At 38.0% G+C, this 19031-nt stretch carries 15 protein-coding genes; 13 read left to right on the top strand and 2 right to left on the bottom strand.

Going from position 1 to position 19031, the window contains the following annotated elements; genetic code table 11:
* Positions 1-207 precede the first annotated feature (207 nt).
* The 13 genes from ACFX5U_RS12760 (at position 208) to ACFX5U_RS12700 (ending at position 17010) form a co-directional block, all read left to right on the top strand.
* Positions 208-495, top strand: a complete 288-nt coding sequence (locus ACFX5U_RS12760; RefSeq protein ID WP_400260945.1) for a putative quinol monooxygenase — start codon at positions 208-210, stop codon at positions 493-495.
* Between the two features lie 37 nt (positions 496-532).
* On the top strand, positions 533-940 hold the full coding sequence (locus tag ACFX5U_RS12755; RefSeq protein ID WP_400260944.1) for an SDR family NAD(P)-dependent oxidoreductase: 408 nt from the start codon (positions 533-535) through the stop codon (positions 938-940).
* 1 nt (position 941) lies between these two features.
* Positions 942-1379 (top strand): SDR family NAD(P)-dependent oxidoreductase, encoded by a 438-nt coding sequence (locus tag ACFX5U_RS12750; protein WP_400263594.1) that lies wholly within the window; start codon positions 942-944, stop codon positions 1377-1379.
* 103 nt (positions 1380-1482) lie between these two features.
* Positions 1483-2232, top strand: coding sequence for an SDR family oxidoreductase (locus ACFX5U_RS12745; RefSeq protein ID WP_400260943.1), 750 nt, complete (start codon positions 1483-1485; stop codon positions 2230-2232).
* Between the two features lie 98 nt (positions 2233-2330).
* Positions 2331-3224, top strand: coding sequence for a helix-turn-helix domain-containing protein (locus ACFX5U_RS12740; protein ID WP_400260942.1), 894 nt, complete (start codon positions 2331-2333; stop codon positions 3222-3224).
* Between the two features lie 1158 nt (positions 3225-4382).
* A complete protein-coding gene (locus ACFX5U_RS12735; protein ID WP_400260941.1) occupies positions 4383-4640 on the top strand; it encodes a hypothetical protein in 258 nt (85 codons plus the stop codon).
* The gene (locus tag ACFX5U_RS12730; RefSeq protein ID WP_400260940.1) at positions 4621-5253 is read left to right on the top strand and encodes a hypothetical protein; all 633 of its coding nucleotides are present in this window, start codon (positions 4621-4623) and stop codon (positions 5251-5253) included. Before ACFX5U_RS12735 ends, ACFX5U_RS12730 begins: the two co-directional genes overlap by 20 nt.
* A 119-nt stretch (positions 5254-5372) precedes the next feature.
* On the top strand, positions 5373-7343 hold the full coding sequence (locus ACFX5U_RS12725; protein WP_400260939.1) for a hypothetical protein: 1971 nt from the start codon (positions 5373-5375) through the stop codon (positions 7341-7343).
* 30 nt (positions 7344-7373) lie between these two features.
* The gene (locus ACFX5U_RS12720; RefSeq protein WP_400260938.1) at positions 7374-7667 is read left to right on the top strand and encodes a hypothetical protein; all 294 of its coding nucleotides are present in this window, start codon (positions 7374-7376) and stop codon (positions 7665-7667) included.
* Positions 7654-8193 (top strand): phytanoyl-CoA dioxygenase family protein, encoded by a 540-nt coding sequence (locus ACFX5U_RS12715; protein ID WP_400260937.1) that lies wholly within the window; start codon positions 7654-7656, stop codon positions 8191-8193. The genes ACFX5U_RS12720 and ACFX5U_RS12715 overlap by 14 nt, the downstream gene beginning before the upstream one ends.
* An 88-nt stretch (positions 8194-8281) precedes the next feature.
* Positions 8282-12502, top strand: coding sequence for a hypothetical protein (locus ACFX5U_RS12710; RefSeq protein WP_400260936.1), 4221 nt, complete (start codon positions 8282-8284; stop codon positions 12500-12502).
* 16 nt (positions 12503-12518) lie between these two features.
* Positions 12519-16385 (top strand): RHS repeat domain-containing protein, encoded by a 3867-nt coding sequence (locus tag ACFX5U_RS12705; protein WP_400260935.1) that lies wholly within the window; start codon positions 12519-12521, stop codon positions 16383-16385.
* 52 nt (positions 16386-16437) lie between these two features.
* Positions 16438-17010, top strand: coding sequence for a TIGR02466 family protein (locus ACFX5U_RS12700; protein WP_400260934.1), 573 nt, complete (start codon positions 16438-16440; stop codon positions 17008-17010).
* A gap of 8 nt (positions 17011-17018) precedes the next feature.
* On the opposite strand, the gene ACFX5U_RS12695 is transcribed toward ACFX5U_RS12700, so the two are convergent.
* Together ACFX5U_RS12695 and ACFX5U_RS12690 are read right to left on the bottom strand one after the other, a co-directional pair.
* Positions 17019-17774: a class I SAM-dependent methyltransferase gene (locus ACFX5U_RS12695; RefSeq protein ID WP_400260933.1), complete on the bottom strand. Its 756-nt coding sequence runs from the start codon at positions 17772-17774 to the stop codon at positions 17019-17021.
* Positions 17767-18954 (bottom strand): cytochrome P450, encoded by a 1188-nt coding sequence (locus tag ACFX5U_RS12690; protein WP_400260932.1) that lies wholly within the window; start codon positions 18952-18954, stop codon positions 17767-17769. Before ACFX5U_RS12690 ends, ACFX5U_RS12695 begins: the two co-directional genes overlap by 8 nt.
* Positions 18955-19031 lie beyond the last annotated feature (77 nt).

Below are 19031 nucleotides of genomic sequence, written 5' to 3'. Positions count from 1 at the left end.
TAATTTCAAATAGGATTTATTTACTTTTTCATTATCATCAACAATTTCTTTATCATCAATAATTTCTACACCATGAACTGTAAAGCCCAGGGTTTAGTTGTATGGGTATGCTTTGGTTTGATATCTACAACTTTTTGTTTGATACCGACTATAATCTAGCATAATCCACTAGCTATCTTTGTATTGTAAATTTAAAGCAATTAATAAATGATAACATTATTAGTCAATCTAAAAGCTAAAAATCACGAGGATGCAGATTATCTAAGGGATATTTTAAAAAATCTAGCTATTTCAACACCTAAGGAAAAAGGTTGTATTGAGTATAGTATTTACCAAGAATCTGATAACGCACTATCCTTTCAGATACTGGAATCCTGGAATAGCCAAGAAGACATGGAAGGACATGAAAAGGTTTTGAATGATTCTGGACTTTTGAAAAAAGCCTCTGCACTTTTGGTTGGTGGGCTAAATCAAAAGAAAATAGAAAAAATATAAATTGAGACAAATAGTAATGAACTCTAATAAAAAAAAGATGAAAACAATATTGATAACAGGAACGTCAAGCGGGATTGGAAAAGCAACGGCAAAGAAATTTTTAAACGCAGGCTGGAACGTAATTGCGACCATGCGATCTCCTGAAAAAGAAGAGGAACTTAAAAACTCCAATGCTATGTTAGTAATGAAGTTGGAAGTTACCGATATGAATAGCATCCAAAAAGCCATCGATGCCGGAATAGAGAAATTTGGAAAAATAGATGCCTTGATGAACAATGCAGGGTTTGGTACATTCGGTGCTTTCGAGACAGCAACACAGAAACAGGTTGAAGAATTGTTCAACGTCAATGTGTACGGATACCTGAGCGTGACCAGAGCAATTTTGCCGCATTTTCGTAAAAACGGAAAAGGCACCTTACTTAATGTAAGTTTCTCAAGGAGGTAGGATAACCTTTCCAACCTGTTCGCTATATCACGCTACAAAATTTGCAATAGAAGGTTTTACGGAATCCCTATCCTATGAATTGATATCCGAGAATATCGAGGTCAAAATAATAGAGCCAGGAGCAACAGACACCAGCTTTGTAGGCTCTGCCAATATGGGGGGAAATGATTCTATTACCAACTATCAAAAGTTCGATAAGATCGCCCTTGAAACCTATGGCAAGCTTAATGAAAAATCCCAATCGACCTCTGATGAAATTGCTGAGGTCATCTTAGAAGCAGCCAATGACAAAAGTGGCCGATTGCGCTATATAATTGGGGAAGACACCAAACGCTTGTTAAAGGCACGTAATACAATGACAGATCAAGAGTATGTGGACTATATGCGCGGAACTTATATTCCGGAGTTTTGGGATAAGAAAATCAATACTTCGATATAACCGAACAAAAGTTTACGGAGCAAGACTGTAGAGAAATAAAAATGAATTCGTTTGAACGTCTTATAAAAGAGAGGTTCGAACGAGTTCACTAAAATAAAAAGAAATGAAAACTACAGGAAATACCATTCTAATTACTGGAGGAGGCACCGGCATGGGTCTCGAAGCCGCAAAACAATTCGATGTTATGGGCAACACTGTAATTTTAGTTGCACGAAATGAGGGGCGATTGAAAGAAGAAGCAGCTAAATTGAATAATGCTTCTATTATAGTATGTGATCTATCCATCGAAAACGACCTGGATAGACTGGTCAATACAGTTAAGGAAAAGCACCCTAATTTAAATATGGTGTTCTTGAATGCTGGCATCGCAACCAATTACAAATTATTTAGTCGTAATGATTCTTACAAGGTTAGTATTGCTGAAATGGTGACGAATTACCATTCAGTAGTAAAGCTTACCCAAGCTTTGGTGCCTATACTGACCGATAGGGAAAATGCGGCCATTATAATTACCACTTCTGGAGTGGCTTTTGTTCCCGATTTGCAGCACCCCACCTACAGCGCTACCAAGGCCGCTTTGCATTCTTATAGCCTCACTCTGAGGTTGGCTTTGGAACAACAAAAATCAAATGTCAAGATATTCGAGTTGATGGCGCCATTGGTGGATACTCCTTTTGCAAAAGGCATTGATTCAGACCAAAAAATGGCAGCAAGCAGGGTTATTCAAAAAATGATAGCGAAGCTTGAAGTAAACGAATATGAAATGCACGTTGGTTTGACAAAAGATATTTTTGAAAAGATGAAAGTATCCACTCAAGAGGCATTACATTTTGTTAATGGGATTACTGGATAAGCTTTACTTTAAATTATTCATAAATAGTTATTACATTGTAGATATTTAATGTAATAACTATTTTATGATAGTATTTCGCTCACCGTAAATTTCTTATTTTGGAAAAAACAGAAACATTCAAATCATTTTATGAAGATAAGTTTGGAGAGCGTTTAGATATACTCTCCAACGACAATGCAGATTTCTTAATGGTTCCTCATGACGGGTGTATTGATGGGAAACCCATTCTATACCGACGACGTAATTTTTATAAAATTTCCTTTTTAGACGGTCGTTTTATAGTGCATTATGGTGATAAAAGTATCGAAACAAAAGGAGCAGGACTTGTTTTTTTCGATCCTAAAACTCCTTATACCATAGAATCATTGGAGGATAGTACAATGGGAGGACATTTAATCTTTAAGGAGTACTATCTAGACAGCTACTTTAGGAATCACATAAGTAAATTACCAATATTTTCAAGGGATCTTAAACCCATTTTTAGTCTTGAGCAAGAGGAAATAGAAAAAATTATTACACTTTTTGATAAGATAAAGAGAGAACACAATTCGGGTTATGAGTTCAAAAATGATTTGATTAGAAATTATATATCCGAGCTATTCCACTTTGCGGTAAAAAAGAAACCTTTAATAAACACGCATACCCCAACAGATGCAAAGACACGTCTGGCCAAAGTCTTTATCGAACTTTTGGATCGACAGTTCCCAATTGAAGATCCGGGTGATCCTTTTGTATTCCGGTCTCCCAGAAAATTTGCAGAAACCTTGGGTGTGCATGTAAACTCCTTGAATAGAGCAGTTCGCGGTTATACAGGAAAAACAACAAGTGACTACATATCAGATAGATTAATGGAGGAAGCGATAATACTATTAAAACATACTGATTGGAACATCGCAGATATTAGTTATGGATTAGGGTTTGAGGACCCTTCGCATTTTAACCACTTTTTTAAGGATAGGACGCAGCAGATTCCATCAAACTTGAGAATTTGAAAGGGAGACTATGCCAATATTTAGAATTCTACCTCATAAATAATTAAATCATAATTGAGGAAAAATGTCTGACTTCTACTTAAAAATCATTGAATATGAAATACTCTTTACAAAACCTCATTTTAGATATTCACTAGTCTAATAACTCAAAAAAAGCTACCTAACTTTATTTAAGTAGCTTTAATATTAACATCAACCAAAAAATCAATTGATCATAGTAGCAAACTCTTGTTTTGATATCCTCACTTTTTTAAGTTTAGAATTCCAGTCATTTTCTTCATCACGATACCCTAAAGCAAGTAGTACAACACTTCTTTTACCAAAATCTACTGATACATCCTATCAACCTATCGTACTCCGAGATGAAGTGCTTTTAGATTTGAAAGTGATTGGGGGTATTTAAGAAGATATGTAATCATGTTTGATGACTAGATTGTCCGATTAGGTGGCGGATTTAAGAGTAAGCTTAAGAGATACTAATTAATAAATGTTAATAGTTGATTGTTTTCAACGACTTACATTCATGTTCCATGTTTTCCGTCAATATAGCATTGTTAGTTAGTGTATATGCTATATCTATTGTTATAATGTTTTTACTTATAGTTTATTAAATTCACCGTGTTAATGTTTCAACATTAGTTGTTGTTGTTCTTTCTTAAAAAGGTTCTTGAAATAATGATAAGGCTTAAAAAAAGGATAATTAATTTCATAATAACTTGTTTATCAAATCATTATTTTCGATGTAGGACCTTTGATAATGAACTCCAGTCATAGTGTTAAAGATACAACTTATTAGCTTTAGCCGACTACCTGTTAACAGTAGAGTCATACTGGTGATGAACAGGACGAACTGGAAGTCTGAGTAATTACCTTCCACATTTTGATGTTGAGGCATCTTATGGAAACACTTCTATTTTATTAATTTTCAGACTATTAAGTAAAGTAAGTGACACCTTATTACCACGAAAATAGAAGAGTATAAACCATTTGTTACAAACAAAAAACGTAAAAAATTAGCCCTGATTAGTAACGTGAAGGGTATATTAAACTATTAAACACATTTTTAAAAATAAATATGTTTAATAGTTCTTTTTTAAGTAATTTTAATGTATTGAATACAGCGTTGTATTTTTTTTTAACCATTTAAACATATAAACTATGTCTACTATCTCTCCTGATGTGACTGTAAGTCCGTCTAGTCCGCTTTATATTACGGACACAAACAATCAATTTGGTACAGTAACGGTTTTGCCTGGAGGACAAATTTTTGTCCAGACTACGGCTAAAATTTCTATTGCTTCCTTAATTAAGTCAACGGCAGTGTTAAAAGCAGAGTCCGTGCAATCAAAAATTGGTGATATCAATATTCTTGGGCAATCCGGCGCTCCTGGAGTCAATGGTCAAGCTGGAAACTAATGCGGCGAATGGTGTCGATGGCCAGAATGCAAGTTGTAATTGGGCATCTGGTTGTAATGATGGCTCTGCCGGTACGAATGGCGCTGCTGGTGGCAATGGTGGTAATGCAAGTGCAGGTGGGAGAGGCGGTGATTCTCCTGCTACTACGATGCGTATTGGTCAAGTAGACGGTACGTTCACTGTGGTTGGCGGTGGTGGTGATGGCAGTAAAGGTGGTGATGGAGGCAACGGTGGTAACGGTGGTAACGGCGGTAAAGGCGGTAACGGTAGTAGCTCTGGTGCTTATTCGCGTAATGGTTACGACGGTGGTAATGGCGGTAAAGGCGGAAATGGTGGTAATGGTGCAAATGGTGGCGATGGTGGTAACGGAAATGTGATCAATATAACCTATGAAAGTTTAAGCCCAGGAAGCCAGTTTATTCCTTATCCAATTGCAGGAAATCCAGGAGATGGCGGAAATAGTGGAATTGGAGGAGGAGGTGGCCTAGCTGGTGCTGGCGGTTCACCTGGAGGAGCTAATGGAACTCCTGCAGACTCTGGGAATGGTGCAACAGCAGGAAATAAAGGTACCAATACGGGCCAGTTACCTCAAATCAATATTCAGCAAGGCTAAAATTATTCTACAACTATTATTTTGAAATAAATAGTAGTCAATAATCTACGGCTGATTTTTAATTAGCCGTAGATTTTATAGTATTACTAACTTTTATATTATTAATCTTAAAAATTTATATGATTCGTAGCTTCCGTCTAGGTCAAAAAGTTCAGCGTCTTATTTCGCTTGCTGATCAGCTCAAACCAGCCAACACTCCTTATTTAATGGATAAGTGCTATCGGCTTCTTGATATACACTCCGATTCTGAAGATTTTAATACAGCTGCTTCTTGCCTTAACAACGATGGTGTGCCCTTACAGCTTTGTCTAACATCTTCGAATAAAGGAATATCAATGCGTATCATTGCCGATCCTGGTGCTTATCATAGTGATCCCGAACAGCGTTATTCTTCATCCATTGATACATTGTTATATTTCATTGATGAGAGTCAGTCTATCGAACTGAAAGAAATTGCTACAAAAACAATTGATATGCTTCTTCCAGACAATATGGATGAACGCAAGATTTATAAACAGGGGTTTGTTTGGATTGGCGTGAGTCCACAAAAACCTGGTATTGCCTTTTACCTAGAAATGGCTCCGCTAAAACATGAAAAGGGATGGTTCAGAGTAGAAAACTGGCTTATGCATATTCTACCTAATACGAACGAAGCAATAGTTATCATAAACAAATTGAAAAAATACTGCATTGTAGCCAGTGCAGGACTAGAAGGAAGTACACTTGAAAATTCAAGAGCTAAAATTTACTTCCGGATGCGAGAATCGTATAATTTTGCCGACCTAAAAGAGATCGATCTTTTTTCATCCGAAGCGATGAAAGATTTTATGACTATCGCAACAGCACAATATGATGTAGATTCTGAGGGAATGGTCATGAGTATCGGATTTAACTTACTTACCGGTGTACTTGTTGATGTAAAAACTGACTTATGTGGCCACTGCCTAAGATATAGTCCTGCTGAATGGTCTTCAGTTATAGCAACTTTATCCAAGCGCTATTCAATTTCATCACCAGATATGGAACTGATATTGAATAGCAAGGAATATCAAATTGCTTTTATCGGTTTAGGGCTTACTATTGATCATACGCCAAGACTTAATATTTATATAAAACATGGTAGTCAAATCGGTATACCTGAATCGGACGAAATATCGGGGGCTCTGAAGGATTCAATGCGTTATCTGATAGCTGTTCAAAATAAGAATGGCAGTTGGGACGACTATTTTCTACCTGTAGGTCAATCAGATCAATGGGTTACGGCATATGCAGCACAAGCATTGGCACAATATGGAAAAAGAAGCGGTAACATCGATGCGTTGAACGCCGCAAAAAAAGCAGCAGAATGGCTTTCTGATAACCGTAGTTATCAATCAGGATGGGGCTTTAATGCTGCTACAGGGCCTGACGCAGACTCGACAGGAATGGCTGTCGCCTTGTTTGACGAGCTTGACCTTCCTGTGAATGAAGAGGATCGTTTATTTTTCCGACGTCATTGGAAAGAAGGTGAATGCATAGCAACATATACAGAGCCAGAGGCTTGGGCTTCTGGTCATTGGGACGTTACTCCATGGGGATATCATGGTATGTTACCCGAAGATAAAAAAACTTTTCTTGCTCCCTTTCAAAGTGCATTAGGTGCAAACCGTATGCATACTGGTTTTTGGCGATCTTATTGGTGGCGAAACCCTTACTACAGTACTTTTATTACGTTGGAAGTATTAGATAAACTAGGTATGGAGGAACCGCATGAAGCTTATAGCTATGATCCATCCCAGATACAAATAGACAATGCTTTTGACTTAGCTTGCTATATTGGTATTGAATGTCTTAGGCAATATCCAAATCAAAAAATAGGTGCACATATAAGAGCATTACTTAACTGGCAGGCGGACAATGGACAATGGTATGGTTCAGCAAATCTGCGCGTGACGGATAATTTCTGTTATGAACCATGGAATAATCCTTCGGGTACTTATTACGAAGATAGAAAATCAATCATCACCAATGCAACAGTTATGAGGGTGCTTTCAAAAACAATTGCTTCGAAAACACCGTTAAATAGCGAAATTATGTATAACTGGATGTAACTACCTAATTTTATTAAAATCAAATCAATCATGTTACGAAAGTTATTTATCGACTCGAATAATGAGGCAGCTTTTCATAGAGATGGATATATAGTTTTGGACCTTCTGAAAGAAGAAGATGTTACCAAACTAAAAACGGCCTTTGGAATTGTGGAAAAACAGCATAGTTTTGATATAGCAGCCTCCGTGGTGCTTCCGGACTTAGAAATGCGTCGCTTTGTAAACAAAAGTATTACACCAATTTTCGAACAACGAGTACGACCTCTACTCAATAATTATAAGATCATTCTGGGTAGCTTCGTCGCTAAATGTGGAGGTTTCTGAGCAAAGCAAATTTCCTTTGCATCAAGATCCGACATTTGTTGAAGAAGAGCATCATGTTGGACTTAGTATCTGGTGCCCCTTGATTGATGTCGATATGAGTAATGGTTGTCTTGGGCTATTGCCAGGGAGCCATCGTTTAAATAATCTATATCGTTCACCTTGCATGTTACCTTATACTGAGATCGAGGGGATTCTTGAATCTGAGTATATGAAATATATTCCTATGAAAAAAGGGGAAGTATTATTGATGAATACCAGAACAATACATGGTTCTCCTCCTAACTTAAGCAGCACAATAAGACCAGTTGCCGCAGGTGTAGCGATACCTGAACACTTGCCGGTGTTATGTTGTTACTCAAGTATGGATGAAAACGCTAAAGAGACAACTGTATATCAGGTTCCAGATGATTTTTACTTGAGGCACACCATGACGACATTCCCTCAAGAAGGAAGATTATATAAAACCGTATCAAATCATATCGAATCTTTATCAATTGAAAAAATAGAAACACAGTTTAGTATTTAAACAGGACAATACTGTACGATCATTTTCAGCCAAAGGAAATGTAATTCACGTATCTGATAAAGAAATAGTAAACCAAATTCAACTAGTTATGGCTAATAAATCGACAAACACCAGTGCTGCTCAATCTGAAACGCCTGCTTTACACTCTTTTGAGTTTGATAAAACGGCAATAGGAAAAATTAAAAGTAGTGTAAACAAGTTTCGTGGCTGTGTATCCATGCCGTTAGATCTTTTAACCTTACCGGGTCCAGAAGGACTTGATGTTAAGCTTTCTGTTCTCTATTCAAGCAATGTGAAAAACAATTTGAATACTTGGAATACAGAATCCCCTACAGGCGTCCTGGGTATAGGCTGGCAAATGCCTATTGAGATGATTACGGTAGATAAGGGTGGAAGCGGGTCAGTAATAAATGATACCTATTATTTGGTATCAGGTGGCAGTGCTAATCCTATGGTAAAAATAGGTGAAACTGTTGATGGCAATTGGATATTCCAACTGCGGAATTTCGAGTTTTGGTCGGTACAGTATAATCCTTTTCAGCAGGTATGGGTCATAATAAAAGAAAATGGATTTAGATACACTTACGGTGAGGGCCAAGATGCACAGTCGAACGCTACACAGTGGGGGGTAAGGTGGGGGAATTGGATGGGAGCCAGTAATGTAGGTGAATCACAAGTCCTTTATCCCCTGGTTTGGAATCTTGCATCTATTGTCACGCCATTGGGTCATGCTGTTCAATATCAATATATCAAAATACAACAAAAATTAATTTCCTCTGGACTTGCTTATACACAGGCTTCTTATTTAGAGAAAGTAACGGATAGTTACGGACGGATAATTAGATTTAGCTATGGAAATAAATTTGGATTGCTTAACCCAGGAAATTCAAGTGAAGGCCTTTCAATTATTGAATATCAACCTAGGCATACCCAAATTGCTCCGCCTAACCCTAGTGCATACCAAGATCGCTTTGAAACTTTGTTTTTAGATACAATAGATGTTGAAAACGCAGATGGTAGTCACCTTTTAGGCTTGAAGTTTACCTATGACTTTATGAATAATGCAGCTTCATCAGATCCTAATTATTCGTTGCTATACAAAAGGTGCTTGCAATCTGTATTTCAGTATGTAGATAGTGGAGTAACACTTCCTGCAATTAATTTCGAATACTTTCCTACCCATATATCGAGTATAAATCCCGGAGCATTAAGTGCTGTTGTTTATCCTGAAGGAGGTAAGGCGTCATTTGAATATAAAGTGCAGACCATTACCTCTACCAATTCATCAAAAAAAGTACAAATCACAAATCCTATTAAAGGAAGTATTCCACGTGTCTGGTTCGGGTCTAGCTATGTAGTTTTTACCTATCAAAGCAACAGTCAGATACAAATAAGAGTTCAGTCATGGAATGGGCAGTGGGTAAATCAAAATTTCATCATTAACAAAGCAGCAGCAAACGATAGTATAGCGGTGCAAACACAAGAAAATTTCTTTTCTCTTTCTATGCGTAATATCGCTACAGGTAATGATGAAGTGTATTTATTCCGAAATGACGATGCAGGGTTGGATCTCAAATTTGGGAACTGGATCATGTACAATGATCAACCTTTTGTACTTGCTGTAAAACCTGGCTCCAAAGCCCGCTCTACCTTTGTGGCAGGTAATAGTTTTGTAATAGCTTACAACACGGACTATACAACCTCAAGAGTCCAAGGCTTTTCTTATAACTGGCAAAATGGAAGGTGGAGTGGAAATGAATCACTATTACTTCCCGATTCTTCAGATTGTACATTTGCAGCGATTACTGCAGCACAGAATTTCTATGCAGTTAGCTGTTATATTAAGGATTCAAAGCAGGTAAAAAACTATCTCTTTTACCGGACTGCAGATGGCACTTGGAAGTTAGGAAATACCTGGTTTTTAAATAACACGGATATCGTCATTGATGACTCGAGTAATACAGCTTACTTGGTCATATCTCCAAGTCCTAGTTCCCTTGTATTGACTTTTGCAACATCTGCTACAAGTACTTCGCTTAATTATAGCTTGCGACTGTACAATTGGGATGAGAATTTTTTTGTTTTGAATTCAGCTTCTCCTGGATCAGCGGACTCGAGTTCCCCTATCGTAGATAACATGTCACTTTATCAAATATTCAAAACATCTATTGTTGGCTCTACAGTGGCAAACAATCTATTGTTTTTGCGCAATATTGGTGGAAATCAACGGTATGGGTCTGTGTGGGATATGAAGAGTTTTACAGTTTCGAGTTCATTAACCAAACTAAATGTAGCCACTGGCGATGATGTAAACATACTTTCTCCAGCTAGTGGGGGAATGGTGAATCAATGGTCCACCTTTAATCCAAATTCGGGTAAATGGTCCATATTACCGAATGTGCCATCAGGAAACAACCCTACTATTTCGGGGGATTATATGACTGTTGGAAAAACAATATATTTCCGTGGCTCAGACGGTAACTGGAGAACGATACCAACACAACTTACTTATTTAAATTACCCACAAAGTATTCAAAACATAGGTGCAAGATATATTAATTATCAAGATAGTGGTGACCAAACTGCATCAAGTTATTTAATAGCATTAAAAAATGGCACTGCACAACAACCACAAAAATTAAATAATGTCAAAACATATGTACCAGAGGATACATTAGGTACCATATTGGCTTCCGAACGTTTTTTGGTTACCTATCCTTCTTCCGCAAATTCTTTTGACGAAAGTACTACCATGGATTTATGGAATTTAGATGAAATTAATTTTGACCTGAATGTTTCAGATACTCCTGTGGCTAATCTCGTTATCGAAGACAAGTTTGATTCATCTCAAAGCTTCTGTCAATCTTATTATTATGCCAATTCAGCCGAAGCACAAATCGTATTCAATGGTTTGATAGGCACAGCTCAATATCCTTTAGTAACAATAGTGCCAGGTATTAAGGAAAAAACAGCCTTACCTTCATCTACCCCTGAAGGAAGTAGTCAGTTTTATTATTCTAATGGGCTAGCACAACAAACATCGCTTTATCCAAGTGGTGGACTTCAGAATTACCAGAATATCCTAAACGGAATTCAACTAGGACAAAAAGATTTTGATAAAAAAGGATCCTTAGTCGCTTATCAATTGAATTATTGGACCGTTTATTCTAAAGACAGTACAGGTAAATTTCTTTTGGGTGGTTATGCTCGTTGTGAGAAGACGGCTAATATGAAAGATGGTATTCTACAATGGTCAAGAGCAACTTATGATAAGGTAACGGGCTTGTTGTTATGGCAAGAGAAATCCTATTTTGATTCTGACGGAATAGAGAAGAACCTTCGTGCAGAAACGGTTTATGCTTATCAGATTCCCGCCTACGCTACTGTTTTCAATAAATTGCACGTATTCACAGCGGTGGCCATGACGACTCAAAGTGTAGCACCGGCCGACAATACGTCAAGAAACTATATCAAAAGTCAGGCGACTACTTTCCGAAACTGGGCCAATAGTGATATTAGTATTGATTGCGCTGAAACAGGTCTTTATAGGTTAGCGCCATATCAAACATTTGATTGGACAATACCGGGAACAGCAGCACCACAATTCCCACTTGACGAAACAGGGACAGAATGGCAATTAAAAGCAAAAGTAATATCCAGATCAAGTACGGGTTATCTGATTAATGAACAAATAGATGGCCAAGGCTTAATTTCTTCTTTTATTTATGATAAAAACCAACAAACACTAGTTGCTAAATTTCCAAATGGTAGCTTATCTGGAAGCGAGGTTAGTTATTATGGCTTTGAAGATTATGAAACAAGCCAGAACTGGACTATGGGCTCGGGGGCCTCAATTATTCCAAATAGCGAAAATGAAGTTATAGATGCGCATACCGGTACCAATAGCTTAAGTATTACAGCTGCTAGTACAGGATCTATGGGCATACAAGGGTCGTTTACACCATTACGTCAAAATCAACAATATGTGTTTTCAGCTTGGGTTAAAAAACCTGTAGCATTCAATAATACATTAGGTAATGCAAGTTGGAAAATAGAAATTACAGGCGGAGCAACACTTGAATGTGATTTTCCCGATACAGAAGGACAATGGCTGTATGTATCTCAGCTTATTACATTTCCCAATCCTGAAGGCAAAGCCAATGTTTTGATATCTTGTGAAAATGCAAATGAAATAAGCAATGTACTCATAGATAATCTGCGATTTACACCTTTAGCCTGCATAATTGAAGCATATAGTTACAAAAATATTTTAGCAAAACCTACTGTAGTTTCTGGGGCCCAATGGTGAAACTACCCGTAGCGTTTTGAATCGATTTCAGCAGGAAATCATATCGACCAATGCCGCAGATAGAACCGCTGTACTTAAGAGTAGTTATATGTCTAGAAGCGGAAATCAAGGTGTTTTTTCAAACCTTGATCCCAACAATTCTGTTTCTATTGCAGCAACTACAGGTGGGCAGCTAACCGAGTTTACACACGGTTTAGAATGGACTACCGCATGGCAAGGATCTGATGAAATCTGGGAAGTAAGTGATGCTGTTCTAAAGCAACAATCAGCTGGGGTCGCAGGGACAATAACTTGCATAGATAGTGCTATTAATATAGATTATGGATGTACTATCGTATTCAATCTATTGGAGCTACCAAGTATTCCATTGGGGGTGAAAATAGGGTCTGCACTTACCATTCAATGGTCTCCTCAATTAGCAACATGGCAATTGCATGATGCTTCAGGAGTGAATTTGCTCCCCGCAGTAGATGCTCGTGCATTCATTATTCCCAAAAGTACCTTCGAAGCACAGCTTCAGGCAGGTACATTATCCATAGCACTATGCAAGGCATTTAACAAAGCAGGATTTTTACTTTCACCCGAAGCTGTTATCAGTGCAGGAGCAAATATGGAAAATGGCTGGACGATCACGAGTAGTAAATACCGATATGCTTTGCGGGTAGATGGTGATGATATCGCCGTTTACACGATGAATAACCAATGGTCTATATTGGTCAATGCGTCAACAATCGTTTTTTGGGCAAATGGAAAAATGATTTTCAGTTATGCTGAGTTAGCCGATCTTTCAGGATGCCCTACCTTTTTCTTTGGTAATCAGGTTGCTATTTCCCAAATTGCTACCGCCGCAGATCCAATGGCAGGTATTTCTTTTGACGATTCCAATGGTGTGAATATTCAGACGCAGCAATATGCAGCACAGCAGATGGTTATTGAGCAGTTGATATCGGATCATATGGGTCGATTGGCAGTGAAGACAAAACCAGCGTACGTTACTCCGCAGCAAAATCCTCTGTTTGCTTATTGTAGTGAATTTGCAAAAATGGACTGGAATATAGGTACTATGACTGGTCTGATAAACAGTTTCTATCCCATAGACAATGGATATCCATTTTTAAGACAAGTATTTGAAACATCTCCTCTTTCCCGTGTCATTGAGGAAAGTGTACCAGGCGAGGCGTTTAGGGTAAATGGTGGTAAATCCACACGAACAACTTATACCGCAGTATTACAGCAATCTGGATTACCTATTTACTCGAAAAAAATAACCGTCAATCCCAATGACAAAGTTTTTTATGAAGTAAGTACATTATTGGAACAGGTGATCCAAAATGTTTCTGTAACCGGTATTGAAATAAAAAATGAGACAAGTTTTGATGATGCAGGAAATGCAAGCATCCTTCGTGCACCAAATTATTTCAATCCTCCAGCAAATTCACAACAAAGCGACTGGGTAACAAAGCAGATTTTTGATTATCGTAACCAATTGCTCTCTTTACAAGAGGGGGCAAATTCGGCTACCAGATTTATTTATGACTCTTCTGGGAAGGTTCGCTTCAAACAAGATCCACAAGGAGTCAAAGACGGAAACTTTGTTTATACAAAATACGACATTCTTTCTCGTCCCATTGAAACTGGATTTATTGTTGGTTCATGGGATGAGCAAAAGCTACAGCAGTACGCGAATACAGAACCATCATGGCCACAAAATTCACCTACATGGCGACAACGTAATTTGTATGATTTGGGCAGTGCTCATACGATAGGGCGAATCGCGTGCATGCAAGCCAATAATAGTAATGATGGAATTGCAGATGTCATGGAAAGTCTACTTTATGACATCTTGGGTAATACGATTTCTAACACATTAACCGTACATTCTTTTGATTCCGGAACCGATAAGATTGTTCATTACAAATACAATGATATCGGGACTATTCTTCAAATAGAATACCCATACGAGGAGTATGCTTATACTGTTAATTATCAATTAAACTCATTGAATCAGATCGTTTGTATCACAGACGATATGGTATCAAGTGTTCTCGGTTCTTCCGTTGATACAATTGGTACTTATAGCTACGATGCAGCTGGAAAGCCATTAGAAAACCAATTGGTACTTGCACAGGATGCAACTATTAAACAAACCTATGGCTTCAATTCACCTAACTGGTTGGAGAGCATTAACAATGAAAGTTCACAAGAAAAAACACTGTTCAAGGAATCGCTCACTTATACCGCAGGAGGTTATAATGGTAGCGGGTATTTTGACGGTACGATTGCCTCTGCTACTGTTCAGGTGAGTGATCAGGATGCTGAACAATACCAATATGCTTATGATTCAATAGGGCAAATACAACATGTACAAAACGTAACGACACAGTCCCAAGTTGACCTAGAGCCGCAGATCAATTATGATGCAAATGGCAATATTTTGAATTTCGCGGGTAGTCAGCAGTATAGTTATAATTATGATGCCAGCAGTCAGCAACTCAACAATGTAATGGAAAATGGTCGTGCACAAGCTCTGGCCCAATTCACTTATGATGATAATGGAAATGCAATATCGCTTAATACAAGTGATTCTGATCTTACTAAGGCACTTGCATTGACCCTTACTTACGACCCCGTATCTATGCTTGCTGTAACAATCAAAGATGGTCTACCCGGAGGAGCTAATTTAAACCTGTTATATGGTTGTCGTCGTGAACGATTGGTCAAGACCGTAACTGGTGGAGCGACTACAGCCGGTTCAAAATTATATGTAAGAGGTACCAGCACGATGCCATTACAAGAAACTTTTATTGCTGAAGATGGAAAAACCAGAACTTCGGTGAATTATGTTTATGGTCCAGGAGGTCTTATTGCCATGCGAAAATTCAACGGTGCAGCAGTAGAATCTTATCATATCCTAAAAGATCACCTGGGTTCTGTTAGGGCAGTGATCGATTTTATGGGGACAATAGTTGCATCCTATCAATATCAGACATTTGGAGCGCTTACACATATACAAGAACCTATACCTGGGTTTTTAAACTATCTCTATACCGGTCAGGAATATGATGTGGAAATAGGCTTGTATAATTATAGAGCCCGTTTCTATTGTGCTGCTATCGGAAGGTTTATAGGAACTGATCCTGGTCGACAATACTTTAGTCCGTATATATATGCTTCTAACAATCCTGTGTTGTTTATTGACCCTACAGGTATGTATTCTATTGGCAGTGTATTTAGTGCTATAGGAGGCATATTGCTCGGCGCCATAGAGATATTGATTGGTGTCGTTATTGACGTCGTAGCTGCAGTTGTCGAAGTGCTTTCGCTAGGGTTGGGTACACCTGCAGCAATTGGTTTGGCGGCACTTTCAGGTGTTTTCTATGGAGCAGGTATCAGTGCTATAACCTATTCAGCTTTTAACTTTGATGATTTTAGTTGGAAAGATTATGGCATACAAATGGGTATTGGAGCGCTTACAGGTGCCTTTACCGGCGGCTTTGGTGCGGGTATAGGTATCGCGGCCAAATCTGCACAAGTTGCTCTCAATGAGTTCGCTGCTTCAGCACGTTTCGTAGGAAGTATGATGGAAGGAATTGGGGAGGCTGGTGCAGCAACGGTTCTGAAGGGGGGAGCCTGGATAGGAGAAAAAGGAGGGGTATTAGCAGGGCTTGCTACGAATGGACCTGTCGCCTCTGGCTGGGGCACATTAGCAAAAGGGATTGGAACTGGTATCCTGAAGAGTGAAGTTATTGGAGTTTCTTCTAATACGAGTCAGAACCTGGCACTTGGAAATGATTGGGATGCCGGTCTTTCACAAGTCCTATTCCGTTCGGCACTCAGCGGATCTATTGGTGGAATGCAAATTTCAAACAGAATTAGGTACTAACCATAACGTATATAAATTGTATAAACATTTTTATCATTCTAAAAAACAACATATGCCTGTAGAATTTTTTTTTCCAAAAACATTTTATTATAAAGATGAACTAATAACTGAAGAAGCAAATGAACGGCTGGTAGAAGCCGTTCATTTGGTAAGGCAGGAATTTACATTATCTACTCGATCTAATTTATATACGACCTATGGGACCATTTCCAATATCCTGACACAAAGTTCTTTTAATGCCTTGCATAAGACAATCATTGACGAAATTAACGTCTATTTGAATATCCTTGAAACACGGCCCAACGTTCAATATCGGATTACAGATTCATGGATCAGCATTTCATCACCAGGAAATTATGAGCGTATGCACACGCATGACGGGGCATACTTAAGTGGTGTTTATTATATAAAAACTGCTCCTGAGTGCGGCGATATCATTTTTGAAACACTATCTGACAACTTATGGGCATCTGCTCGTACCAAACCTGAAAATTTCAATTCAGTAAGCTATACTTCTAAAGACCGTCGCCTGATTCTATTCAATAGTATGGTGCCGCATTCCGTTGGACAAAATCTATCCGCACATGAACGTATTGCTTTAAGTTTTAATGTCGCTATTGTATAATAGCGACATTAACGGTGGTTTTTTTTCAAACTTGTCAACAGGTAGGCTATTACTGAATTTTCAAATCCTTCAGCGAGTTCGTCCATTTTCTCGATTTGACGAAGGTAACTGCAAAAACCTATTAAAGTCGAAGCCTTGATATCGCTACATTGCAGTATTTCAAAACCGATTTCGACACATGCTGCTTTATAAATATTGATATCTGTCACTAGGTTTTCTGCTGGTACAGACCAACTACCTACCCATTCTGTATTATGAAACAACATATCTGAAAAGATAAGTTGACCACCAGGACGAAGCATGCGATATGCCTGTTCCAGAAAATCTTTTCTAGTATTAAAATGAAAAGCAGCTTCGACGGATATAATGAGATCGAAAGATGCTGCAGGAAAAAGCATTTTTGTAGCATCCATCACTTGAAAATCTATATCCGGATTTGTTTTTTTTGCAAAAGACACTTGTTTTTCGGATATATTAATACCAACTACCTGTGCGTCTTTATATAATTTTGCGATAATCCCGGTCCCAGATCCGAGACCACAACCTATATCCAGTATTTTCTGTGGATTTAAACAACGCTGTACCTGATCGAGATGTTTTATTACCAATGACTCACATGCATCTTTTAATCTTTCAGGATTAGCAGACCATTCACCCACATTATAAAATCCCGATTTATCATACATTGTTTGCATCGCTTCTGAAAGAATATTATGATCATATTTTTCAATAAACTCGTTAATGGGAGTTGATTCTTTATTCATGATTCCAATTTATGTCTAGTAAAATAGAAGAAGGGCCACGTTGCACTCCGAAATGACTCCAGCTTATGTTTTCAGGAATAAGAGAAAAAGAATGTATGTGTGCAAAAAAACGATGCAAACCAATGCCACCTTCTAATTGGGCTAATCTTGCTCCAATACACCTAAATGCTCCGACACCAAAACCCAGGTGTGATGGTCTTCGTTCTAATATCAGTTGGTCTGCATGATAAAATTTTAAAGGATCTCTATTGGCTGCACCAATGCTCAACTCGAGTATACTTTTTGCTGGAATGAGATGGTCTCGAATAGTTATTGCTTCTTTGGTAATTAATAAAACAGATTGAAGCGGCGAGTCATACCGGATCAGTTCGTCTACACTGTCGATCGCAAAGGATAGACTTTCCCGCAACATGGATTGCTCTTTCATTTTGTTATTTAATGACACTAGCGCATTTCCCATAAAATTCATCATATTTTGATGTCCTGCATAAAAAAGTAAAATGATCAATGAAATAATAAAGGGTTCATGTAATTCGTCACCCGAACAAACAGCAAGTAGTGCACTACATAAATCATCTCCAGGTTTTTTTTGCTTCAGTATGATAAGTCGTTTTATGGCAGCAATGAATAATCTGCCCTGATCGTTTTCTGTATGATCTCTTAGCGTTTCATCAATGAAGCTCAGATATCCTCCCTTCATATCAGATATGATTTTTGATAGCTCTTCAATTTCGTCTTCTTGTATACCAATTAATCGACTGATAGTTCCGAAGGTAAATGGGTGAGCATAATCATTCATAAATTCAATAGATGAAGAAGAACTTAGTCTTTCAAGAATCATATCGGCCTGTTTTCGAATCTCTCCTTCATCAACGCGCAATGTTTTGGCAGCAAGCTGATGCATAATCTGTTTACGAAAAGCAGGCGTATTACCCGGAGCTAATGCATGCAGAGTCTGGGCAATAGACTTTTCAACAGGGTGCATATTGAAAAAAAAATCGCTATCATGTCCCCAATGAGAACAACGCACATCGTTTAATAACATCATTACATCGTCGTGTCGTGTAATCATCCATGTACCATCTGTTTTTTTAAATATAGGGTATGTTTCCTGTATCCATTTATACCAGGGATAAGGGTTTTCAGAAGAATAAGTTGGTGGTTGTATATTTTTGGTCATTATAAATTAGGTTAAAACTTGATCGATCAAGTTCGCACATCAAGATACCAAATTAGGAGGTAAGTTACAACTTAACT

This window comes from Sphingobacterium sp. SG20118, from assembly GCF_044740685.1.
Classification (GTDB): domain Bacteria; phylum Bacteroidota; class Bacteroidia; order Sphingobacteriales; family Sphingobacteriaceae; genus Sphingobacterium.
This window is presented reverse-complemented; position numbering and strand designations above follow the sequence as displayed.